Origin of the sequence: Pseudoalteromonas sp. ASV78 (assembly GCF_047806705.1) — a bacterium.
In the GTDB taxonomy this organism is placed as follows: domain Bacteria; phylum Pseudomonadota; class Gammaproteobacteria; order Enterobacterales; family Alteromonadaceae; genus Pseudoalteromonas; species Pseudoalteromonas prydzensis_A.
Window position 1 is genome coordinate 2,504,407 of record NZ_JBLOPA010000001.1, and the last position, 24,949, is coordinate 2,529,355.

Here is a 24,949-nt window from a genome sequence, read left to right on the forward strand (position 1 = left end):
TGTTTTAAGAATAAACAAGTTATAATTTTTATATGAAAAAATACTATTCACTTTTTAATCAATATATACTAGCAGTCTCCGATTCTAATTGGGAGTCCATTTAGGGAAAATATAAGTGATTTTATTAAAACGAACTTTACAATTTTTTATCATTTGCACATTTTTGGGGCTCATTACCTTAGTAAGCCTTTATTATTACGTTAAATCTGATATCCCCAGTGTGCAAGTTTTAAAAGACGTGCAACTACAAACTCCTATGCAAGTATTTTCTAAAGATGGTTTATTAATCAACCAGTTCGGCGAAAAACGCCGTATTCCTGTGACCATCGATAAGATACCGCAACCGCTCATAAATGCCATATTAGCCACTGAAGATAACCGTTTTTATGACCATATAGGTATAGATCCTATCGGTATTTTGCGTTCAGCGCTCGTATTAATTTCAACTGGCGAGAAAAAACAAGGCGCAAGTACTATAACAATGCAGTTAGCTCGTAACTTCTTCTTAACACGAGAAAAAGCCTATATTCGCAAAGTTAAAGAAATCTTTATTGCGCTGCATATCGAAAACTTACTCAGCAAAGATGAAATACTTGCTTTGTACCTAAACAAAATAGAGTTAGGTAATCGCGCTTTTGGTATCGGCGCCGCAGCACAAGTATATTATGGTAAAGATCTTAACGAATTAAATTTAGCACAAATGGCGATGATTGCAGGCTTACCTAAAGCGCCATCAGCGTTAAACCCAATCAGAAACCCAATCCGTGCAAAAGCACGTCGTAATGTGGTATTGGGTCGTATGTTAGATGAAAATTATATCTCTAGAGCCGAATATAACGAAGCCACCAATGCCCCCATCACCGCCAAGTTCCATGGCGCAGAAATTGAATTGTATGCACCTTATATTTCTGAAATGGTACGTGCCGAAATGGTCGCCCGCTATGGCTATGAACGCGCTTATAATACCGGCTTTAAGGTTTTCACCAGTGTTGAATCTGACGTACAAGCAGCAGCACAAACCGCGCTCGTTAATAACTTACATGCATACGATATGCGCCATGGCTACCGTGGTCCACAGCAGCAATTATGGGACTTTGCAACGCAAACAGCGTTGAGTCATAGTGAAATTCTGGAAAAATTAAAGCCAGTAAAAGAAATCGGCCCATTATTAGCCGCTGCTGTACTTGAAGTGGGCGAGCAAAGCGCTACCGTATTATTAAAAAATGGTGAGCAAGCCAACCTTGATTGGGACAACCTAAAATGGGCACGTAAATATATCACCCGCTATCGCCAAGGGTTTCCACCAAAAACCGCAGGCGACATACTCAACCCAGGCGAGCAAATACTATTACGGAAAAACGATGACGGCAGTTATCTGCTTAGTCAATTGCCTGAGGCGTCTAGCGCATTAGTCTCATTAGATCCTAACGATGGCCGTATTAAAGCGATTGTCGGTGGCTATAGTTTTGAGCAAAGCCAATATAACCGTGCTGTGCAAGCGAAACGTCAGGTTGGCTCTAATATTAAGCCATTTATTTACTCTGCGGCACTGAACAACGGCTATACCTTAGCGTCTATTTTGAATGATGCGCCAATTAATCAATGGGACAAGAGCCTAGGCGTGGCATGGCGACCAAAAAACAGCCCAGCCGTTTACAATGGACCTATTCGTATTCGTCGCGCTTTAGCGCAATCTAAAAACGTTATTTCGGTACGCTTACTGCGTGGCGTTGGCTTACAACGTACCGCTGATCACTTATTGAAGTTTGGCTTTCAAAATAGTGATATTAATCGTAGTGAATCATTAGCATTAGGCAGTGCCTCAATTACGCCACTAGAGCTTGCTCGTGGTATGAGTGCATTTGCCAACGGCGGTCACTTGATCACGCCGTATTTCATTAATGAAATTCAAGATTCAGCGGGTAATGTATTATTTAAAACAGAGCCACTGTTAGCCTGTGACCCTGTTATTCCTCAGTTAACGATTAAACAGTTTGAGTTAACACCTGAGCTTGCTAACAGTCAGGAAGCTATCGCGACTCATTGCGCGCCGCGAATTATATCGAAGCAAAATGCGTTTTTAATTGCTGATGCAATGCACAGTGCAGTGTGGGGCGGCGGTAGTTGGGCGCATAAAACCGGTTGGAGTGGTACAGGTTGGCGTGCACAGGCCCTAGAACGCCGTGATCTATCTGGTAAAACAGGGACTACCAATGACTCAGTAGATACCTGGTTTAGTGGTTTTAACCGCGATATAATGACCTCTGTATGGGTAGGATTTGATAATCCAGGCAACCCGCTTGGCCGTTCAACCTATAACAACAACATGGATAAAAACCAAATATCCGGTGCTGAGTCTGGTGCCAAAACAGCCCAGCCAGCTTGGGTCGAGTTTATGCGCGTTGCTCTTGCTGGTAAACCTGAAGCGCCAATTGAGCCACCGGAAGGATTAGTGTCGGTAAGAATTGATTTAGCAACCGGTTTACTGAGTCAAAAGAACGATTACACCAGTCGCTTTGAATACTTTGAAAAAGGCACCTCGCCGACTAAGTATGTAATGCAACATGTAGAAAACGTGTTTGAAGAAGACACTAAAACGGAAGAAGAGCTGTTTTAATATTACTATGTCGCGATATAACATCGCTTACATAAAAAAAGCGCCAATCGGCGCTTTTTTTGTTTACAAACACAGAGCTTATTTTAAGTTTTGTACTAACCAATATAAATCAGAATGTACGCCTGCAGCGGTCACTTCTTTACCCGCGCCAGGACCTTGGATCACCAAGGCATTATCACTATACCACTGGCTGTTAATGACAAAAATATTATCGCCAGGAGTTAAGTTAGCCAGTGCATCCCCCTGCGTTGCATACGCGAGCCCAACTTTAGCTGTTACTTTACCATCGGTAATTGTCAGCGCACCGGTATAACGCAGTACCTTGTTTTCTGTCGCTGCAGACTGTGCTTTTTCAACAATAAAGTCATCAAGCAACTGCTTATTATCAAGGAAAGATTGCCAATCACCTTGCGCCAATTGCGCAGGCATTAATGGCGTTAAGGCAATGTCGTCCAGCTCTAACGTTAATCCTAATTCACGGGCTAAAATAAGTAGCTTGCGCTGCATATCACGCCCTGATAAATCTTCTCGCGGATCAGGCTCGGTATAGCCCATTTTCTGCGCTTGCAGTACCAGCTCTGAAAACGCCACACTGCCGTCATAGCTACTGCACAACCACGATAAAGTACCCGAGAATACCCCTTCAATATGGGTGATACTGTCGCCACTGTTTTGTAAATCAGCTAATGCAAAGTTAATCGGTAAACCGGCGCCAACACTGGTGTTATAACGCCATAATAAATTGCGTTCGGCTAAATTGCGACGCAAGCTTTGATACCAATCATTATTTGCAGTACCCGCGTACTTGTTAGCGCTGATCAAATGGCAATCTAAGTTCACAAACGCCGGGTAAAGCTCACTAAACGCTTCACTGGCAGTAATATCAATAACCACTTTGTGCTCGTAATCAAGTTCACTGATACGCGTTAATAAATCATCCTGTTGATAGTCAATCGCTTCGTTTTGCCATTGTGATTGCCATTGCTCAAGCGCAATGCCACTTGGGCTAAACAGCATTGCCCGCGAGCGTAACAAACCAACTAGTTTAACGCTAAAATGCTGTTGCAAACGGTTCAGTTGTTGACTAAGTTGCTCAATAAACACTTCACCAACGTTACCTAAACCCGCAACGATAATAGCCAACTCTTGACCTTTATTGATCAATTTATCGTGCAATATGGTCAATACATCACTATCAATTGATTGATCGGTTAGCAGTAAAATATAGTCTGTATCTTGATGGCTAAAGCGGGGAGTTAAGCTTTGCTCAGTCAGTACTTGAGTTGCTTGCTCAAATAATTGCGCCACATCATTACGTGGTGCGACAACAGCGCAGCCATGTAAGTTAGATTCAATAATATTCGCGCGCCCTTGTAAGTGACTTACCACTTGATGAGTTGCATCAGCTGGCACTAATAAGTAGGTATCACCATTTTGTACAAAGTGATGCAGACTATGTTGAATTAGCTGGCTTAACTCACCAATTTCACCGCCACGCAGCTGATCAATACGCAATAAATCAATATTTTCTAAGGTGGTGATAAAACGCTTAGCTTTACTGTACCCTTCTTTAACTACCTCTGTAGCACTGGCTTCGGTATCATAACTGCTGCGAACCACTAGCTTAATATCAGTATTTTTCAGTGGTGATAAGGTTTTCGCATGCAATACCGGGTTGCCTAAACGGGCAAGCAAATTAGCTTGGCCGCGGCATACCTTTGAGTACTTAATGGCTTTTTTAACTTTACGCGGATCAGTACTAAATACCCCTTGGGTATCAGTCCAAATAGATACTTGGTTGGCATGGCAATAACTGCTTAACAAAGTGGCACTGTAATCACTGCCATTGCGCCCCAGCGTTACCGTATTTGCTTGGCAATCGGCGGCAATAAAACCAGTAACCACATTAATGCAATGTGCCGAGATCAACTCAGCACAGGCCTGTTGATTTTTTTGATGTAATAACTGCCCATCATTTAAAGTAAATAACTGACGCGCATCAACATCTTTCGCTTCAAGACCTAGTTGCTGCAAATAGGTTGCTAACAAGCGTGCCGACCACACTTCGCCATGAGCAAGTAATGCAGCTTCCTGTAAGCTTTGCTGCTGCGCTTGTTGTGCTATTAAGGCCAACTCTTGATCAAGTACGTTTAATGCTGCGTGTCGCGCCGTAGGGCTTAACAATTGCTCAATCAAAGTACGTTGGTGGTTATCGAGCTGCAGTAAAATATCGCTCACCGCTTGTTGATCACCTTGTTGGTAGCTTTGCCACAGCTTAACTAACGTATTGGTGGTTTTACCGGCGGCAGAAACTACCACACAGTCACCCGCTTCAGTATGCGCTAAAATAATATTGGCAACGGCCTGATAACGCTCGGCTGAGCTTAAGCTAGAGCCACCAAATTTATGAACTATATTTACCATTTTCTATTACCACAAAGCCGTATGTGCTGGAGTCAGCTTAAATGAGCTTGATTGCTCTTTATCTTGTTGTTGCGAAACCGGTGTTGCTGTAGTTGCTGCATGCAGGCCTTGGCCCGGTTTCACTTTATTAAATACGCGATCTAAATCAGCCAGCAAATCTTTTGCGTCTTCAATACCGACCGAAATACGGATCAAAGTATCACCTACTCCGGCCGCTAAACGCGCGGTTGCTTCCATTCCAGCATGCGTCATGGTTGCTGGGTGGCAAATTAAACTCTCTACGCCACCTAATGATTCCGCTAAGCTGAATTCTTCAAGGCTAGTTAAAAATGCCGCGGCATCGTTAACATCACCTTTAATATCAAAGCTTACCATACCACCAAAGCCTCGTTGTTGTTGTTTTGCCAACTCATGTTGCGGGTGAGACTCAAGGCCAGGGTAATATACTTGGCTCACATAAGGCGAGTTTTCTAAATACAGGGCAATAATAAAGGCATTTTCTTGATGCTGACGCAGGCGGACATTCAACGTACGTAGGCCACGTAAGGTTAAATAGCTATCAAACGGTGCGCCGGTAATACCAATATTATTAGCCCACCATGCAAGCTCATCACCTAACTGTTGCGTTGCGGCAATCACAGCCCCACCCACTACATCGGAATGGCCATTAATATATTTAGTGGTTGAATGCACCACAATATCAACACCAAATTCAATGGGATTTTGTAACGCAGGTGACAAAAAGGTATTATCAGCGCCGACTAACGCACCGCACTGCTTTGCAATAGTGGTGATCGCTTTAATATCAGTTAAGCGTAAAATTGGATTACTTGGGGTTTCAATCCAAATGAGTTTTGGTTTGATCTCAAGAATTTTTTGATGGTTTTCAGCTTTAGTTAAATCTAAAACCACTAATTTTAATAGCCCGCGCTTTTCAAGCGAAGTAAATAAACGGTAACTGCCGCCATAACAATCATGTGGGATCACTAAAGTATCGTCACTGTTTAGCAGCTGAGTAGCTAAATGCACCGCAGCCATACCGGTTGCAGTGATTATACCCTTGGCGCCGCCTTCAAGTTTTGCAAGAGTTTCGGCTAAGATATCTCGATTTGGGTTACCGCTGCGGCCATAATCATATTGGCGCTTGGTATCAAAATCAGCAAATGAGTAGGTGGTCGATAAATGAATGGGAGGCACAACGGCGCCATGCTGTTTATCTGCATCAATGCCATTACGCACTGCAATAGTTGCTTTGTTCTTTTGACTCATAACGTCACCTACAATTAAATGGATGTTTAGACGTCTAAAAGGTTAGAGGATCGGATTTAATAAGTCAAAGCATTTATGCTGTTTTAGCTGCAACTATGGCAGTAAAAACATTTAAGTTGCTAGATGGCTAAATAACTAGTATTTGACTATCTTATTTAAAACGATAGAATTTCGGCATCTTTGCGCAGCAAAAGGTCGCGCAAACAATTAACAACCTGAGGCAACGACACATCCTATGGCTAAATGGAATGGTGAATATATTCACCCATACGCAGAACACGGGAAAAAATCAGAACAAGTTAAAAAGATCACCGTTTCGATCCCGTTAAATGTATTAAAAGTTTTAACTGATGAGCGTACTCGCCGTCAAATTAACAATCTTCGCCATGCAACAAATAGCGAACTGCTTTGTGAAGCATTTTTACACGCATTTACTGGCCAACCATTGCCAAACGATGAAGACTTACGTAAAGATAATCCAGAGAAAGTACCTGAAGAAGTGAAGAAAATCATGCTTGAGATGGGCTTAGAAGTGCCAATCCTCAACGAAGATTAAAAAAATATACTTCAGGAATTGTATACAAAAAAACCTCAGCGACTTACGTTACTGAGGTTTTTTATTATTGTGCCATTACAAATTGCAGCTGAGCAGCTACTCCATGTAGTTTTCCGGCATATCAATTTGTGCAACACCAGAGTCAATTGCCGCTTGCGCTACAGCTTTAGCTATACGCGGTAATAAACGCGGATCCATCGGTTTTGGAATAATATACTGCGCACCAAATTCAAGCTTATCAACACCCGCCGCTTTTAATACTTCTGCAGGTACTGGCTCTTTGGCAATGCTACGAATAGCGTCAACTGCGGCAATTTTCATTTCATCATTAATTTTACTGGCGCGTACATCTAACGCACCACGGAAAATAAATGGGAAACACAATACGTTATTTACTTGGTTTGGATAATCAGAACGACCCGTCGCCATAATTAAATCATTACGCGCACCGTGAGCAAGCTCAGGTGATATTTCTGGATCTGGGTTCGAACAAGCAAACACCACGGGTTTATCAGCCATCAATTTAAGATCTTCAGGGGCCAATAAGTTTGGCCCAGATACACCGACAAAGACATCGGCATCAGCAATCACATCTTGCAAGGTACGCTTATCGGTATTGTTAGCAAACAACTGCTTATATTCGTTTAAATCATCACGGCGAGTATGGATCACCCCTTTACGATCTAGCATATAAATATGTTCGCGTAGTGCGCCACACTTGATCAGCAGTTCCATACATGCAACCGCAGCGGCGCCCGCACCTAAGCACACGATAATCGCATCTTCAATATCTTTACCTTGCACTTCTAGTGCGTTGATCATGCCTGCTGCCGTGACGATTGCAGTACCATGTTGGTCATCGTGGAACACCGGAATACTACAACGTTCAATCAATGCTTTTTCGATTTCAAAACACTCTGGTGCTTTAATATCTTCTAAGTTAATACCACCAAACGTATCTGCGATGTTTGCCACCGTATTGATAAAGTCTTCCGTGGTATTGTGTTTCACTTCGATATCAATCGAATCAAGGCCTGCAAAGCGCTTAAATAATAACGCTTTACCTTCCATAACTGGTTTAGACGCCAATGGCCCTAAGTTACCTAAACCTAAGATTGCGGTACCGTTAGTAATAACCGCAACCATATTACCTTTACCTGTGTATTTATAGGCATTAGCAGGATCAGCAGCGATTTCACGTACAGGTTCTGCAACACCGGGGCTATATGCTAAAGCGAGATCTTGGACTGTTTCAGCCGGCTTAGTAAGCTCGACACTGATTTTTCCTGGAACGGGATGCGAATGGTAATGTAAAGCTTGTTCACGAAAATCTGACATAACGCGATTTTATCCTGCAAGTAAGTTAAGTTGAAAGTGAGAGTAAGCAGTTCTTATAGGGAACGATACCTATATTATAATTAAATTCAAGCAATATCAGGTCTATCCTGTTATATGCTATATCCGTTAATTTTATGCGTTTTATCGTCAAGTTTTGCAAAAAAACTGCAATTTAAAGCGATAAAAACAGCATAAAGCATCAAAAAACCCAACCAAAAATGCTTGTTAAGTGAATATTTAAAGCAAAAACTATAAGCAAAAGCAGATATTCACATAAGTGAGACGTTAGCAACATTTAGCAGCATAAAGGCTAACTTTATCGACAAAAACATTTAATCTAGCGTTTTAATACGATAATCAATATAGAGAATAAATCACGATTTGTCTGTTATTTGCTCGCTATACTGGGTATAAAAATGGGAAATAGTCACACTATAATGAATGCATGAAGTAACCCTAAATAAGCAGGCATTAAGCGCAAGATGGGCGCCGTTTTTATAAATTACAGGCATAAAAAAAAGCACCCTAAGGTGCTTTTTCCGACAAAACAACAAGAATTACTTGCTGCTAAGTGAACCGAAACGCTTGTTAAAGCGATCAACACGGCCACCAGTGTCTAAAACTTTTTGCTTACCAGTGTAAAACGGGTGACACGCAGAACATACGTCTAAGTGAATGTCTTTACACAGTGTAGAACTAGTTTCGAATTTATTTCCGCATGAACATGATGCTGAAATTACTTCGTACTTAGGGTGAATACCTTCTTTCATAGAAACCTCTAGTTAAGGCCGCATCGCTCTCCAAACCCGAAGTCTGGCACCATACGTCGTTAAAACAAATTATTTAGGACGCGTATTCTATGCAACAACCCCGCTTGCTACAAGCTTTAAATACCGTTTTTGCTAATAAAATAACCAAAAACTGTAAAGCCGAGATTCGCTGCTAGGTTTTTAGCTGTAATTTTAGTACATTAACTTCCTTGCTAGTTACTGTTTGGGTTGTTATGAGTTTTGTTGAAGTTGCTATAAAAGTTCCGTTGCAGCGCACCTTTGATTATCGTATCCCAGCGCAACTGAGCGGTTTATCAACACCACCTCAGGTTGGTGCAAGAGTCATGGTCCCGTTTGGCAATCAGCGTAAAGTTGCTGTGGTATTGGCTTTAAAAACACACAGCGACGTGCCCGCCGACAAACTCAAAGACATGTTTGAAGTCATTGACGATGAACCTATTTTATCACCGCAACATATCGAGTTATTGCGCTTTACTGCTCGTTATTACTGCTACCCGTTAGGCGAAACTATTCATATTGCCCTGCCTAGCGCACTACGCCAAGGGTTATGCCCTGATAAAAGCAGTATCAATATGGTGGCACTCACCGACAAAGGAGCCAAGCTGCCGTCATTAAAAGCAAAAAGCCAGTTAAACTTGCTTAAGCAGTTGGCCGAATCGGGGAAATCGTCTTTAACAGAATTAAAAGCGCTGGGGTTTAGTAAAAAAACCATCGACAGCCTACTGAATAAAGCACTGATCAGCCAAACCATCGAACACGACAATCAATGGCAGCAACAAACACCCACGGTGAGCACTAAACCGACGTTAAATAAAGAACAAGCGGTTGCCTGCAGCACAATTAATCAAGCGCAAGGCTTTAATAGCTTTTTACTTGAAGGCGTCACTGGTAGCGGTAAAACCGAAGTCTATTTACAGTGCCTTGAAGACGTTTTAAAACGTGGTGAGCAAGCGTTAGTACTGGTACCTGAAATAGGCCTTACACCGCAAACCGTCAACCGCTTTCGTCGCCGTTTTCCAGATACGCCGATTATGCTGTGGCATTCAGCGTTGACCGATAATGAACGCCTGCAAACATGGCGCTTTTGCGAAAAAGCCAGCTGTGCCATAGTGATCGGCACCCGTTCGAGTATCTTTTTGCCGTTTTTAAAACTCGGCATGATCATTGTCGATGAAGAGCATGACAGCTCCTTTAAACAACAAGACACACTACGCTACCACGCCAGAGACTTAGCCGCTTACCGTGCATTTCAGCATAAAATACCGCTTATTTTAGGCTCAGCCACACCTGCTCTTGAGACTTTACATAAAGCACTGAATAACAAATATCAATTATTAAGCCTCACGCAACGCGCACAAACCAGCACCGATAATAAATTTCAATTATTGGATATGAAAGGTCAGCCGGATCAAGCGGGAATAGCCCACGGCAGCCTAGCGACGATTCGCCAGCATTTAAAGCGTGGCAAGCAAGTGATGGTATTTTTAAATCGTCGTGGCTTTGCACCGACCTTGATTTGCCATGAATGCGGCTGGCTCAGTGAATGCAAACGTTGCAGCACCAGTGCGACTTTCCATAAAGCAATCGGCCAGATGATTTGCCATCATTGCGGCGAGCAAGAACGGGTGCCGCACCAGTGCCCAGATTGCGGCAGTACACAAATATTTCCAAATGGTAAAGGCACTGAACAAATAGAAGAGTTTTTAAGCAGTGAATTTCCTGACACCCCAATTAGCCGCATTGACCGCGATTCAACGCGCCGTAAAGGCAGCTTAGAAAAAGCCTTAGACGATATTAATCAAGGTGGTGCGCGTATTTTAGTTGGCACGCAAATGCTGGCTAAAGGCCATCACTTTGCCGATGTTAGCCTAGTACTGATACTCGACGTGGATGGCGGCTTATATTCCTGTGATTTTCGCGCCACCGAGCATTTAGCACAGTTGGTAACTCAGGTGGCTGGCCGTGCGGGGCGCAGTGGCGAGCCAGGTCAGGTATTATTACAAACACACTTCCCTGAACATCCGTTATTGCAGGATTTAGTCAATAATGGTTATCAAGATTTTGCCCGTTTTGCGCTGCAAGAGCGTGATGACGCGCAACTGCCACCCATTACTAATATGGCGATTGTCCGTGCTGAAGGTCACAACATAAAGCAAGTGGTCGATTTTTTAACGGATTTAGTTCCAGTTCAGAGTCTAACTGGTATACAATTGCTGGGTCCGATCCCTGCACCACTCGAGCGAATTGCAGGGAAATACCGTTTTCAATTGCATATTCAAGCGCTCGATCGCCCTCTATTACACCAATATCTCGCGCAAATGGTCGACTATTTAAGTACCAGTAAATTAGCGCAAAAGGTGCGATGGAGCTTAGATGTAGATCCCATAGACATGATTTAAGGTTAGAAGTCCACATAACCATGGCACAACACGATTTTATAAATAAAAAACCAAATAACCGTAAAAAACAGCCACCACCAAAAAAGCCATTTCCGGTGTTATTAGTACTTTTGGCAATCTTGTTAGTTGCGGGTTTTAGCTTTGGTTTATGGTATGTGAAAACCAATGCCGATCCTAAATTAGTTGAACAGCAAGCAAACCCAATGCCTGCAAAAGTAAAAGAGCAACTCGCAAAACCACGTCCACCGGAATTTATTAAAGAAATCAAAGAACATGAAATCCAAGTTGAAGTAAGAGAAATTGAACAAAAAGGCCCGTATGTAATGCAATGCGGTTCGTTCAGAACTCACGGCCAAGCTGAAACGCTCAAAGCTAAAATTGCTTTTGCCGGATTAATTGCCGAAATTCGTGAAACAACCGGCACTAACGGTGTCTGGTACAAAGTACGCTTAGGCCCCTACAAAACCAAACGTTTAGCCGAAAGTGATAAAAATAAACTCAAGCGCAGCAAAATAACTGGCTGTGGAATTTGGAATTGGACTTGATTTTAGCCCATTAACCCATATTAACTCATCATCAATCGTTTTTAACGAGTCGCCCCTGCGGCTCGATGATGAGGAATAACATGACCACTATTGTAAGTGTACGCCGCGGCGATAAAGTCGTCATTGGTGGCGATGGCCAAGTTTCACTTGGTAACACCGTAATGAAGGGCAATGCCCGTAAAGTTCGACGCCTTTATAATGGCAAAGTGATCGCCGGTTTTGCTGGCGGCACTGCTGATGCCTTCACCCTATTCGAACGTTTTGAAAGCAAACTTGAAATGCACCAAGGCAACTTAACCAAAGCAGCGGTTGAGATGGCCAAAGATTGGCGCAGCGATCGCGCCTTGCGTAAATTAGAAGCCTTACTTGCCGTTGCGGACTCCACCGCCTCCTTGATCATCACCGGTAACGGCGATGTTGTGCAACCTGAAAATGACCTAATTGCTATCGGTAGTGGCGGTAACTTTGCGCAATCAGCAGCAACAGCCTTACTTGAAAATACCGATCTTAGCGCGCGAGAAATCGTTGAAAAAAGCCTCACCATTGCAGGCAACATTTGTGTATTCACAAATAACTTCCAAACCATCGAAGAATTGTAATAGGAACTGCTATGTCTGATATGACTCCCAGAGAAATCGTTCATGAACTTGACCAACATATCATTGGCCAAGCTAAAGCAAAAAAAGCAGTGGCCATTGCCCTTCGTAACCGTTGGCGCCGCATGCAACTCAATGAAGACCTTCGCGCTGAAGTAACGCCGAAAAACATTTTGATGATCGGCCCGACCGGTGTCGGTAAAACTGAAATTGCCCGCCGTTTAGCTAAACTTGCCAACGCCCCATTTATTAAAGTGGAAGCCACTAAGTTCACTGAAGTGGGCTATGTTGGTAAAGAAGTTGAAACCATCATTCGCGACTTGGTTGACGTTTCAATCAAAATGACCCGCGAGCAACAAACTAAAAAGTTTAAACATCGCGCTGAAGAAGCAGCAGAAGAGCGTATTTTAGACGCGCTACTGCCACCAGCAAAAGATTCATCTGGTGAAAACCAACGTGAAGGTGGCTCATCTACACGCCAAGTATTCCGTAAGAAATTACGCGAAGGGCAATTGGATGACAAAGAAATCGATATTGATTTAGCCCAAGCGCAACCAAACGTTGAGATCATGGCGCCGCCTGGTATGGAAGAAATGACCAACCAGCTGCAAAGCATGTTCCAAAATATGTCCGGTGACAAGCGCAGTAAACGTAAAGTAAAAATCAAAGAAGCCTTCAAACTGTTAGTTGAAGAAGAAGCCGCTAAATTAGTTAACCCTGAAGAACTAAAAGAGCAAGCGATCTTCGCCGCAGAGCAAAACGGTATCGTGTTTATCGACGAGATCGACAAAATCTGTAAGCGTGGTGAATCATCAGGCCCAGACGTAAGTCGTGAAGGCGTACAACGCGACCTATTGCCACTTATTGAAGGCTCAACCGTTAGCACTAAGCACGGCATGGTGAAAACCGACCACATGCTGTTTATTGCCTCTGGCGCATTCCAAATGGCAAAACCATCAGACATGATCCCAGAGCTACAAGGTCGCCTACCTATTCGTGTAGAACTTGAAGCACTCACCGCTGATGACTTTAAACGCATTCTAACCGAGCCACACGCCTCATTGACCGAGCAACAACATGCGCTACTTAAAACAGAGCAAGTAAATGTTGAGTTTAGCGACGACGCCATTGAGCGCATTGCAAAAGCGGCATGGCAAGTAAACGAAAAAACCGAAAACATCGGTGCCCGTCGTCTACACACTGTGATGGAAAAGCTAATGGAAGAAATTTCCTATGATGCCTCCGAGCAAGCTGGCAGCAGTATCGTGATTGACGCCGCCTATGTAGAGCAGCATTTAGGTGCACTGGTTGAAGATGAAGACCTAAGTCGCTTTATTCTTTAATTTTAAAACTAGGATCTAGGGCCTAGGTTCTAGGTTCTAGGTTCTAGGTTCTAGGTTCTAGGTTCTAGGTTCTAGGTTCTAGGTTCTAGGTTCAACACAAAGGTATAACAATGAAGCAAGTGATCAAGGTACATCATCATACAGTTAGTAAAACCCTTGATGTTTATTTTGACGATGACAGCCATTGCACCTTTAGCTGTGAGTTTTTACGTGTTCATTCACCGTCTGCTGAAGTACAAGGCCACGGCAACGAACCGATGAAGTTGGTGCTAAATAAACAGTTAGTTGGTATCAAACATATTGAACCCGTCGGCCACTACGCACTGCGTTTAGACTTTAATGATGGCCACAACAGCGGCTTATTCAGCTGGGCATACTTCAGCCACCTACAAACTCAACATGATGAACTATGGCAAACCTACCAACAACGCGTCGCAGAACATCAAGCCAATAAAGACAGCGTACCGATCAAGTTTGTGCCTTAGTGAGTTTGCGAGTTTGCGAGTTTGCGAGTTTGCGAGTTTGCGAGTTTGCGAGTTTGCGAGTTTGCGAGAGTATAGTTAGCAAGTTAAAAGGTTCAAGGTGAAAGTTAGCTCGGCGTTAAAGTTAACTATCTGGTTCTGGTTGAGCGCAACGAAGATAATCAGAAGGCGCTAGGTAACTAGGTTCTAGGCTTTAATAAGCCCTAAAAGAGTCTGAACAGATGAGATTCAATCTAACCTGACAGTCGTTCTTATGCGATAAGCGAACATTGGTAACACCTTGCTCACCTAAAATAGGGAGCGCAGCGAGTAATTTTTCCTAGTGCTGCAACTTGTTATGTATCTTCAATCATTAGTGCTGGCCAAAATGCAGGGTTTATCATGTATTCAAGCTCTCCCTTCTTCTTAATTATTCCAGCCATCAACTGCATACTGTAGTTGAAGTCATAAATATATTTAGTCTCACCATTAATCCTTAATCCAATAAATCCGTACCATAGTAAAAGATCAAATATTTTTTCAAAGAATTGAGCGCCAACACCGAATTCGTCTAATACTGAGAATATCTCATCCCTCTTTACAATTGACTTATTGCCGATGAATGCATAGAGAATATCGTCAACGTCATTCTCGACATCATGTATTTCATAGCCGATATCGGTTAATAGATCTGTAGAATATGCCGTTAATCCTTTTTCTATATCCTCTTCGAGGATGCGATCATGATTAAGGTTAATAGCAAAACTTTTACACTGGCTAATTAGATTTAATAGAAATCGAGGCCTCATCAAAGATCTTTCAATAAGATATTGAGAGCTTTCCTCACCTGAAAAGTGGCTTACACATATTTTTGGCCAAAGTGAATTGAATGAGTCATCTCCATTAATATTGTTGGACACTATTCTTAAACGAACTAACTCTCTTAGCAAGTCTGAATCAGTCCAATCAAGAAGCACGCTAGCCTCCTTTCCTCTATCGGAGGTTTCTTTAACAAGCAATTCATAAACATCGTTTCTTAGAAAAAGAATTGTATTTACATCAATATTTGATTTTCCAAATTGTCGCTCTATCTTTTTGGTTGCATCTACCAATGCTCTAATTATCAATAGATCTTCATGCTCGAGACCTGAGGTTGGCCAGCCTTTATCAATATTATCAAAAAGAAGCCAACAAACTTCTTTTTGACTCATATATTCGATCACCTGCTTAGATAGATCCCTAACATCATGGCAATAAAGCATTTCAGTTAGATTCGACGCGTTTAATCGTACGTTAGTCTGGTCCCCATACTTTGACCTATATTCGGTCGATATGTTTTCCATCAGCGAACTCATTCGCTCTGAAAAGTCACCTTCGGTCTCATACCCATCAGCGTGATATAAATCAGCTAGTGCACGGTATGGTTCATATAAGGTATGGTCTCGCTTATGCTGCTCTCGGTCTTTTTCTAAAATTTTGTAACATATTTCTAAAAGTAAAACATATTCCCAAAAGGCCATAATAGTGTGCTGGAATGTGCCCTCTTCAAGAAAAGATAAAATCAATTCCTTAAATTTAATGAGTTTATATCCATCAGGTTTGAGATCTAAAACAATATTCCCTTTTTTATTTCTTTCTCTATCTCTTACCTGCAAAAATATTGCCGACTTACCTGACCCCTTTCTACCAACGACAATATTGGCTTCTCCCCTCAAAGATTTTAGGAACTGGTCAGTTTTTAAATAATAACTTTCTAGGGTACGCATCTCGTTTTCTGCTGAAGTCGACCCTAAATCAAGAGATTGAAGAAATGTATCTTCACTTGAAGCACTAATACTTACATCTTGCTGAAATGCTTCAGCCACCTTACCAGCGAAATTAGCTATGTGCTCATTTATGTCATCCGGATGATATGACATAGAAACAAAATCACGGTAATCAAGAGGTACTGGATCATCCTCATGCTGAAGAATACAGAGTGCTTTTGACATACCATCAGCTAAACCAGCAATGAACGCCCCTCTCATATTATGTACATCACAGCCAACCGACTTACTAGAGAGCAGTGGAACAATTACTCCATGAGACTGTGCTACTTGATTAATAGCATCATTTGCAGATAATCTCGGCTGCTCATTAGGGTCAAAAGATCTAAACAAGTAACGCGCTTTCTTAATCCGAGATACAATACGAGTTGCCCAATCCGTCTTATGCATGCCCTCTAGTAAATATACAGGTGATTTAATATTAATTTTACTGGGTAAACTTAGTGGGTCAGATGGAACTGCTGAATTAAGAAAACCACGTAACTCAAAAGAATTTTGATATCCCTTATAGCCCAGCGTATCAAATATTCCCACCTCCCTTATTGAAGGGCTTCCTTCTTGTATGCTCATATTTTTCGTAAGAAGAACACGCTTCCCCTGTCCTATCGCATAACCAATTTCATAGGTCACGTTAAAATTCAGAACTGAAATATCTGCTACAAGAAAATCACAAGAATCTATACCATCTAAGACCTTTTCAGAAATAAAATGACCAGGTATATCAAGCGCCTTCCATGTATTTACATCAGCATTTGTATTAGTTACAGCTTGCTCAATCGTTTGTCCAATTTCAGCAGGTGATGAGGCATATGCATAAAATCCTGATTCTTTATTTTCCACAAACGATTTCCTTATAGTTGTAGCTTTTGGAGCAATAGCAGATATAACGAGCCTGTAGGATAACTCGTTTTTAATTTATTTTTATTGATGCATTAACCACCATAGCCGAGTTGCTATTTTGATTCAATCAGTTACTTCGATTTCACATAAAATATAAAAAGAGGATTTAGTGCTATTCTAATTGGCGTTTTGCAAAATATTACTGCTGCATAATTAAGTGACAGTATTCACTTTTGTTTGTCCGCGTAAGGTCAATTGATTCATGCTTTTGCACATGATGAGGTTAACCGATGAATATCTTGACTCTAGCATCCTGCTTCGCTCTACTTCTTAAATCCATTTAGTCGTAATGCGCAGCTATCCCAAAAGAACTAAAAGTGAAGTGACACCCACTTTAAAGTCGTCTAAAAATAGCACCAAAAACTAAAAGTGAAGTGACACCCACTTTAAAGTCGTCTAAAAATAGCACCAAATAAGTTCACATCAAATCAATTTACCGCCTAAAACTCATTCAAAATTACACTTATAATTATCTCGGGAAGCTTTTATTCGACAAATCCTAAGTTACTGACATGCAAACCCTTGCCTTGGGACAATATTTGACGTTTTAGCTGGGTATAAGTACTAGGCCAGTAGTTTTTCGCTGTTGCTAACGTTGCTACGTCGTTTTCTCTTCAGATTTTCACAATAGCTTTCTTGTGCTGCCGCCCTACCCACTGCACCATGAAATACGCGGGTAAATTGCGTGGTCAGTTTTAACCAGTTTTCGGGGGAAATATTTACACGCTCTAATAATGGTAAATGACTACTTTCTATATAAACCCGTTTCCCTTCCCTAACGCAGCGCCCAGTTAATTCAATAAGTTCAAGATACGATTTAAGCTCAAAAGGCAGGCCTTTCGGCATTATCTGACGCGGCATGCCAGCAAAAAGTAATAACTTTTTAGGTTGCTTGCCTGTTGATGCGCTTTCAATACGTTTTTGTACGCTGGTGTAGATTGATTTCTCTGGGGTGTTCGCTATTTTGGCGCGGATTGGGTTTAAATCGACATACGCCATACACGCTGCAAGTGCAGCTTCATCTAGTAGAGCTTGTGATTTAAAGCGACCTTCCCAGAATCGGCCTGTGCAGTTATCTTCTTTATTGGCTCTGCGGGCAATATCTTCATTTAACAACCGCATAAACCAGCTAATACTGGATAACCGCTCTCGATATTGCTCAACCGTTTGATTAAAAAAGATGAGCTCTGATTTACTTAATTTTTCACCTTGCAAATACTTTTTCGTCAATAACGTGCCTTTACACAGCTTATGCCAGCGTAGAATAATGGCTTTGTCATTAAGGCGTTTGGCTTTTTTATCATCAACATACAACACTAAATGTGTGTGATTGCTCATCACCGCATACGCACACACATCAATGCAAAATACCTTAGCCAAGGCGAGTAGTTTATCTTCTACCCAGCCCCTGCGGTGCTCATAGGACTGACCTGTAAAACTGTCTTCACCGCATAAAAAAGCACGGCGTACACACCGAGAAATACAATGATAGTATTTTGTATCAACCAAACTTACTTGACGCTTTCTTGCAATTGCCATGGAACACCCTGTTTGTTTTTCATACTAATTTAAAGCTAGTAAAAAATAGAGAAAATACAAAATTTAGGATGGGTGTCTTCTTTGTTCCATTGCCATGGAACACCCTGTTTGTTTTTCATACTAATTTAAAGCTAGTAAAAAATAGAGAAAATACAAAATTTAGGATGGGTGTCTTCTTTGTTGCGTATTCTCATGACTTTGATCACCGATTCTCATCAGCTTTGATCACCTGATTTATCATTTTGTAGAGCCGTTTTTAAATTAGCTTAACTGATCATCATCAGTCAATTTATTTAACTGTTTTCGTATCGATTCTCCTTTTAAGTTCAACTTAATCGAACCATGAATTAGCCTATCTAAAATGGCGTCAGCATGGGTTGATTCTCCGATCATCTCATGCCAGTTTTCCTGCGGGAGCTGGCTTATAATTATGTGTGATTTATACCCATACCGCGCATCGATTAATTCGAGTAAGTCACCTCGTTGCTGCGCACTCAGTGGTTCAAGCCCCCAGTCGTCTAAGATCAGTAGATCATACTTTATTAGCTTCGCTAGTAATTTTCGGTAACTACCATCTGCTTGTGCTAGAAACAGGCTTTCGAGTAGTTCTTTTAATCGAATATAGTAAACACTTTTTCCTTGTAGGCAGTGCTCATGTCCTAAGGCACACGCAAGGTATGTTTTTCCACAGCCTGTTGCCCCGGTGATTAAGATATTTTGATGTAAGTTCAGCCAGCTATTTTGGCTTAAGTTACGTATCTGTGCTTTTTCTATATTGCGTGTCGGCGAGTAAATCAGTTGATTTAACTGAGCCGGTAAGCGGAATTTAGCGTGTCGCACGAGCCGGTCGATTTTTCTTTGCTCACGCGTGTCAATTTCATGTGTTAGCAATAAACTGATACGCTCTATAAAGCTTTGCTCTTGGTATAAGTTAGGCTGCTCAAGCTGCTGTTTTAATGCGTGTTTTATGCCTGATAGCTTGAGTAGCTGAAGTTGTTGATTAATGGTGTCTATCATGATTCATTTCCTTAATGGTAATACTGTGTGCCGCGTATGTTGCCATGCTTAATTGGCTTTTCTGGCTCTGTTTGCTGTGTGGGTAACGGTTGTTGATCCAACCCTTTCTTCAGCATCTGCTTTATTGATTTGAGTGTGGTCGTATTCATTATGATTGCGCGATAGCACGCTTGCTCAAGCCGCTCTTTTGAATAGATTTTAGCTAAACTTAACACCCCTAAACAGGCGCGATAAGCGTGCTCGGGGTGACGCCGTCCACTGAGCTGTAACTCAATAACTTGGTGGGTATACTCCCCAATACTTAATGCCCATGAGCGTAAATTTATCGGTGACTGCTCATGCTGTTTTTGATGCGCCAGAGGCATATGATGAGACTGTGTTGTATGCCCACCTAAACGATGTGAGCGAGGATGTTGTGCGATTAAGGTATCGTCATGATAAAGCTGTACTAGCTGATTGGTTATGTGTGCGCGTAATTGTTTCTTAACCCACTGATACGGCACACTGTAGTAATGTTTTTCTATTTCAACATGATAATCAATGTGCACTCGCACCGTTTTGATTTGTGTATAGTGATAAGGCTTTTCAGGCAATGGCTTTAATGCGCTTTTATCCACCCTATCAAATAGCTGTTTACGTGACTGTTGATATTGCTTCATGACCTTATTGTTCATAGCATCAAGTAGTTTTGCTATTTCTCGATTTAGGTGCGCTAAGCTGTAGAAGGTTTGCTTGCGTAGACGTGCCATGATCCAACGCTCAACAATTTGTACACCGACTTCAGCCTTCGATTTATCTTTGGGTTTATAAGGTCTAGCGGGTATGACCGCGACATTAAAATACTCGGCTAATTGATGATACGTGGGGTTTAAATCAGGCTCGTAGCGACAGGGTTTACTAACGGCGCTTTTTAAGTTGTCGGGAATAACAAGTTCAGGAACACCGCCTAAAAACGCAAAGCAACGGGCATGACTCATCACCCAATCTTCAAGTTGTTGACTATACGTTGCCTCAGCATAGGTATAATTTGATGCGCCGAGCACGGCAACAAACACTTGAGCAGGTCGTGTTTCCTGTGTTGTAGGGCACGTGATGGTCAGCGTGGGGCCACAATAATCCACAAACAGCTTTTCACCGCCTTTATGATGCTGACGCATCGACAATCGTTGTTTGCCCACCCATTCCCGATAGGCTCGGCAAAAGTGGCTATAACTGTAATAAGGCTCACCGACTTTCTCACGCAATTCATCAAATACTAACTGCAACGTCAAATGTTTGTGCTGCTTCAAATCCTTATTGATGGTGAGCCAGTCAGGTGTTGGGTATCTTTTTTGACGGGTTGAGAAGTCCCTGATTTTTGTATTAAGAAAAGTACCGTGTTGTTTATCTTCAGGTAACGGCCATTGGTTTAAGCCTAACTCATTGGCCTTTTTAACGTAATTAGCCACAGTGCCAGGGGAGATAGTTAAGCTTCTGGCAATCTCTCGATGGGATAATTTTGCTGAATATTTCAGCCGTAAAATAGCATGTAATTTACTCATAGATATAGGTCTTGTTGACATTATTGTTATCCTCATCAAATGATTTAGATAACGGTTTAACATACCTACAAAAATGATAAAACGTGAACTCGGTGAGGAGTGGCATTAAGCTTTGATCGGCAAAATCATTAAGAACACAAAAGTGATCATTATCGAGTGATTTTCGTGATCAAAGCTTAATGAGAATAAGTGATCAAAGTTAATGCCATTGGGTGATCAAAGCTGGAGAGAATATGCACTTTGTTCCCTATTCTTTGTTCCTTACGGGGGATGAACCGCCCATTGCACTTTCTGTTAATAAAAAGCGCATGATGGGTGGTGTCGGGGCTGGAGGTTAGAGACCTCCGGCTACCCGATTAGCTTGCGTATTGGAACTTAGTATCAGACAACTTCTAACAAGTTCATTGTATCGTGAATTAATATACTATCGATCAAAGCTGTATTGGATAGAAATGCCCTTTTTGATTTACTATCTCCAATGCATATTAATTTTGTGTCTTTTGGAAAAAATTGGTTTTTAATCGCTTCAACATTAAAAAGGGGGTTAGATGAAGTTTCATCTCCTTTGTACTCAGCGACAGAAAAAACAACTTGCCCACTGGATTTAGTTTCATGAGAAAGAAACTTGAAAATATTACTTCTGCTCTCCGAATCAATATCTTCTTTAAAAACCGCATCAAGAAGAAATGGAAAGCTATGAATAGTAGAATTTTTCATGACCATTTCGTAGAACGAAAAGTTATAAGCCATTAATAACTGGTGTAGTTCTACGCCCTGATACGGGAATGAATTTAAAGAATACAGAGCCTGATATTTGGCTTCTTTTGGTAATTTAACACCTAACGCTGAAACTTTACGTTTAAATATAGAAAGGAACTCTCTTTCCTTAATTTTTCTCAAGGAGCCAATATCAACACCGTTCCCAAGCTTATCTATATCAATATTAATTCCGTTAATTCTTTTTTCACATACTTCTTTTTTTATAGAAATGTTTTTTAACATTTTTAAGTTGGCATTATGATTCAGCCAAGAATCAAATGTAATATTATCCGATCTTAAACGTCGTAAAACCTCATAATCCTTCTCTATTTTAATTCTTAAAGAAGTTATAAGTTTTTCAACCGAGTTCAACTTCGCAGCGTTGTTTTTAATGTGTTCTTTTACCCTGTCCTTTTCCTTTAAAGCATCGTTAATGTCTTGGCTGTAGCTATAAAACTCTTTCAAATCACCCGGTAGGTTTTGGTCACACGTGGGGCACTGATCAACTTTTGGCTTTTGATTTTTTATGTTGGTTATTATTTGAGATAATACCTTTTGCCTACCTCTTAGCATACTGACTTTATTACATAATTTCGTATGCTCTGCTTCTTTATCTGACAAGTCTTTATTTAAACTTTGATAGCCTTCTAGGTAGTTTTCAGCCTCACCTTTAAATCGCTGATCAAGTAACTTTGATACTTTCAACTCTTCATTTTTAGCTTCATAAGAATCAAGTTGCTTCAACTCAAAGCTTAATTCTTTTTTCTCTTTTTCAAGGTTATATTTATTGATTCTTTCGTGACCACTCTCAATACCACAATAGTAATCTAAATAATCAAATTTGAAATCCTTATAAAACCTATAATCTCCAATTGACTCACGTATATAAACCCACCCTACAGATTGAGATATATAATAAGGCAATAGCGCTGCTTCTAACGGCGCACCAATTAACTCAGATTGCTTTTGTAGGACTAAATCAAATCCAATTAATTTTGATAAAAGTTCTTTATATCTTCCGTACTCAAAAGAATTGTTACTATTAATACCATCAAATCTAATAGGAGGTTCACTCCCTTTTTGTAAAACTAACGTATCATCAGACCGTACAAATACCAGCTTACAAGTTTCCTCAGCTTTTTCTAGAACACAATCAAGTCTAAAAAACACATCATCACTGTTAATATCATTCAAATTCTCTTTTGAGTCATTTATACCCATGGAATAAATAACTGATTGAATAAGTGTACTTTTCCCAGATGTATTTCGCCCGTGAATAATATTTACTGATTCACTAAATTCAGTATGAAAACCTTTCTCGCCATTGGGAGAATAAACCAGTAAACTTTTTAAAATTAATTTAGACATACATCCCTCTTGTCTCTACATATGCTGCAATTACAGCGAATGACACCATGTAGTTTTCTAATCTAGGTTGGAATTCTTCCTGATAACTGTGATATAAGTCCACAATACAATCAGCTTCACTGATGTGCTTCTCATCAATATCTGTTCTAGTTTCAACAAACTTGTAAATCTTACGGTACTCAACTTGTTGAATATCTTTAAAATAATCAAAACAATTTTCCAGCAGTTCTTTTGCTCTTCGTCGTATTGGAAGTTTTAATTTCAACTCAGTTGAGATTTGTTCCGAATACTTCCTCCAAAAATCAAAAGACTTTTTACTTTCAGTGAACATATTGAAAGTTTCATTTATCTTGTCTTTCGTTACTCTTTTGGTTAGGTCAGACAAAAGCACTTTATTGTCATCATTGTATGTTTGCTCTGCATCCTCTAATAATCGCATTAATGATGAAATAACAGCCTCATGGTCATTCACCTCCTGACCAAAGTGCTCTATAGATAAACCTTTTAGCGCTCTTTGCCAGCTTTGGTAACTTTGAGCAAAATCAATATAGTGAAAATGAACATTCTTTAATTGAGTTCTTTCAAGTATTGACTGGCAAATTCTTGGTTCAATATTTTCTTTAATTTTGTTTGTTAAATCAGAGTATTTTTTACGTCGATTCGAAACTTGAACTTTGATTTTATCTTGTTTGACATCTTTTTCTTTTTTACTTGTTAACAATATATTCCGATTTGTAAGAAAGTTTAGCGTATGCTGGTAATCATTAGATTTGTCGTGAGGATCATTGATTAGCTCTTTACCAACCATTGTCATTTTTCCAATTATTTCGCAAAGATCATTATCTGTTTTCCAATCATCTCTTGATTTTTTTGCTTGGTATGTATCAATTTTTTTTAAATGCCGATTTTCATCTAAAAATGCGAATAGAAAATCTTCATGGTGCTCTAAGCAAATAAAGTAGTTCTCTATGTTTAATTCTTCATAGCCTTCAAATAATAGAAAAACAACACAGCAACGCTGAAACGAATAGCCAGAGCCACCTTCTACACCTGAATTACTACTTATCATAATGTACTTCCATGATTATTTTTTGATTCGTTATTTTTACAATTTCAGTAACAGCTTATAGAACACCATTTGAGTGATTTATATCAAAACAAAACGGCGTATATTACATACTCTGATAATTCCACCAATAATTACTTTTGTAAACAAATAATTAAAACAGCTAAAATACTAAGCGCTAAGTTTCCCTCATTTACTGCTCATTCTCTTCTCTTTGTGCAAAAGATCTTTAACTGAATTATTCACAAAGAGGTTAAAAGGCGCTGCGCTTTAGAGGTTAGGTAACTAAAGCCTGAGGTTGGCGTAGGTCGTGCTTTAGCGCGTCAATTCCAATAGTTAATTGATTCTCGTCATAAATAACGACCTACAGGATGAATAGTTAGACTTTGTGGCCAATAGATTCAGCTCAATGAGTCTGTTGATCTTCCCTCATTTACTTCTCATTCCCTGCTCTTTGTGCAAAAGATCTTTAACTGAAATATTTACAAAGAGGCTCAGAGGCGCGGCGCTTTAGAGGAATATAACTAACCGAATTTGTTTATTGATTTAGCGTTGACCGTCACTGTATAAAAACGGTCAAAAACAACACTACTG

General features: G+C 40.7%; 17 protein-coding genes. 7 read left to right on the forward strand and 10 right to left on the reverse strand.

Translation table 11 applies throughout. The features are described 5' to 3' along the window. Positions 1-115: 115 nt before the first annotated feature. On the forward strand, positions 116-2,617 hold the full coding sequence (locus ACMVDV_RS11400; RefSeq protein ID WP_416158193.1) for a penicillin-binding protein 1A: 2,502 nt from the start codon (positions 116-118) through the stop codon (positions 2,615-2,617). Positions 2,618-2,695: 78 nt separating this feature from the next. Here ACMVDV_RS11400 and metL read toward each other — a convergent pair whose 3' ends face one another. Further along, on the reverse strand, positions 2,696-5,041 hold the full coding sequence (gene metL, locus ACMVDV_RS11405) for a bifunctional aspartate kinase/homoserine dehydrogenase II (protein WP_416158194.1): 2,346 nt from the start codon (positions 5,039-5,041) through the stop codon (positions 2,696-2,698). Positions 5,042-5,047: 6 nt separating this feature from the next. Continuing rightward, complete coding sequence (metB, locus tag ACMVDV_RS11410) at positions 5,048-6,310, reverse strand: cystathionine gamma-synthase (RefSeq protein ID WP_416158195.1); 1,263 nt, start codon at positions 6,308-6,310, stop codon at positions 5,048-5,050. A 235-nt stretch (positions 6,311-6,545) separates the two neighbouring features. Here metB and metJ point away from each other — a divergent pair, with 235 nt between their 5' ends. Beyond that, positions 6,546-6,866, forward strand: a complete 321-nt coding sequence (metJ, locus tag ACMVDV_RS11415) for a met regulon transcriptional regulator MetJ (protein ID WP_304182342.1) — start codon at positions 6,546-6,548, stop codon at positions 6,864-6,866. A 96-nt stretch (positions 6,867-6,962) separates the two neighbouring features. Here the strand turns inward: metJ and ACMVDV_RS11420 are convergent, their stop codons facing one another. After that, positions 6,963-8,204, reverse strand: a complete 1,242-nt coding sequence (locus ACMVDV_RS11420; RefSeq protein ID WP_304182341.1) for a malic enzyme-like NAD(P)-binding protein — start codon at positions 8,202-8,204, stop codon at positions 6,963-6,965. A 557-nt stretch (positions 8,205-8,761) separates the two neighbouring features. After that, positions 8,762-8,974, reverse strand: a complete 213-nt coding sequence (gene rpmE / locus ACMVDV_RS11425) for a 50S ribosomal protein L31 (RefSeq protein ID WP_084448215.1) — start codon at positions 8,972-8,974, stop codon at positions 8,762-8,764. A gap of 233 nt (positions 8,975-9,207) precedes the next feature. On the opposite strand from rpmE, the gene priA reads away from it, so the two are divergent. The 5 genes from priA to ACMVDV_RS11450 all read left to right on the forward strand — a co-directional run bounded on the left by priA (position 9,208) and on the right by ACMVDV_RS11450 (position 14,363). Then, the gene (gene priA, locus ACMVDV_RS11430) at positions 9,208-11,394 is read left to right on the forward strand and encodes a primosomal protein N' (RefSeq protein WP_416158196.1); all 2,187 of its coding nucleotides are present in this window, start codon (positions 9,208-9,210) and stop codon (positions 11,392-11,394) included. Positions 11,395-11,414: 20 nt separating this feature from the next. Next, positions 11,415-11,939 (forward strand): SPOR domain-containing protein, encoded by a 525-nt coding sequence (locus ACMVDV_RS11435; RefSeq protein ID WP_304182338.1) that lies wholly within the window; start codon positions 11,415-11,417, stop codon positions 11,937-11,939. Between the two features lie 80 nt (positions 11,940-12,019). Then, complete coding sequence (hslV, locus tag ACMVDV_RS11440; RefSeq protein ID WP_145238496.1) at positions 12,020-12,538, forward strand: ATP-dependent protease subunit HslV; 519 nt, start codon at positions 12,020-12,022, stop codon at positions 12,536-12,538. Between the two features lie 11 nt (positions 12,539-12,549). Next, positions 12,550-13,878, forward strand: a complete 1,329-nt coding sequence (gene hslU, locus ACMVDV_RS11445) for an HslU--HslV peptidase ATPase subunit (RefSeq protein WP_416158197.1) — start codon at positions 12,550-12,552, stop codon at positions 13,876-13,878. 110 nt (positions 13,879-13,988) lie between these two features. After that, entirely contained in the window at positions 13,989-14,363 is a 375-nt protein-coding gene (locus ACMVDV_RS11450) for a gamma-butyrobetaine hydroxylase-like domain-containing protein (protein WP_416158198.1), read from the forward strand. 332 nt (positions 14,364-14,695) lie between these two features. On the opposite strand, the gene ACMVDV_RS11455 is transcribed toward ACMVDV_RS11450, so the two are convergent. From ACMVDV_RS11455 to ACMVDV_RS11480, 6 genes are all read right to left on the reverse strand, one after another. Then, the gene (locus tag ACMVDV_RS11455; protein WP_416158199.1) at positions 14,696-17,005 is read right to left on the reverse strand and encodes a P-loop ATPase, Sll1717 family; all 2,310 of its coding nucleotides are present in this window, start codon (positions 17,003-17,005) and stop codon (positions 14,696-14,698) included. Between the two features lie 624 nt (positions 17,006-17,629). Continuing rightward, positions 17,630-18,604, reverse strand: coding sequence for a transposase (locus tag ACMVDV_RS11460; protein WP_416158200.1), 975 nt, complete (start codon positions 18,602-18,604; stop codon positions 17,630-17,632). A gap of 261 nt (positions 18,605-18,865) precedes the next feature. Beyond that, complete coding sequence (istB, locus tag ACMVDV_RS11465; protein WP_416157196.1) at positions 18,866-19,621, reverse strand: IS21-like element helper ATPase IstB; 756 nt, start codon at positions 19,619-19,621, stop codon at positions 18,866-18,868. A gap of 11 nt (positions 19,622-19,632) precedes the next feature. Then, the gene (istA, locus tag ACMVDV_RS11470; RefSeq protein ID WP_416157195.1) at positions 19,633-21,183 is read right to left on the reverse strand and encodes an IS21 family transposase; all 1,551 of its coding nucleotides are present in this window, start codon (positions 21,181-21,183) and stop codon (positions 19,633-19,635) included. Positions 21,184-21,543: 360 nt separating this feature from the next. Further along, positions 21,544-23,289, reverse strand: a complete 1,746-nt coding sequence (locus tag ACMVDV_RS11475) for an AAA family ATPase (protein ID WP_416158201.1) — start codon at positions 23,287-23,289, stop codon at positions 21,544-21,546. Next, positions 23,282-24,358 (reverse strand): hypothetical protein, encoded by a 1,077-nt coding sequence (locus tag ACMVDV_RS11480; RefSeq protein WP_416158202.1) that lies wholly within the window; start codon positions 24,356-24,358, stop codon positions 23,282-23,284. The genes ACMVDV_RS11475 and ACMVDV_RS11480 overlap by 8 nt, the downstream gene beginning before the upstream one ends. Between the last annotated feature and the right edge of the window lie 591 nt (positions 24,359-24,949).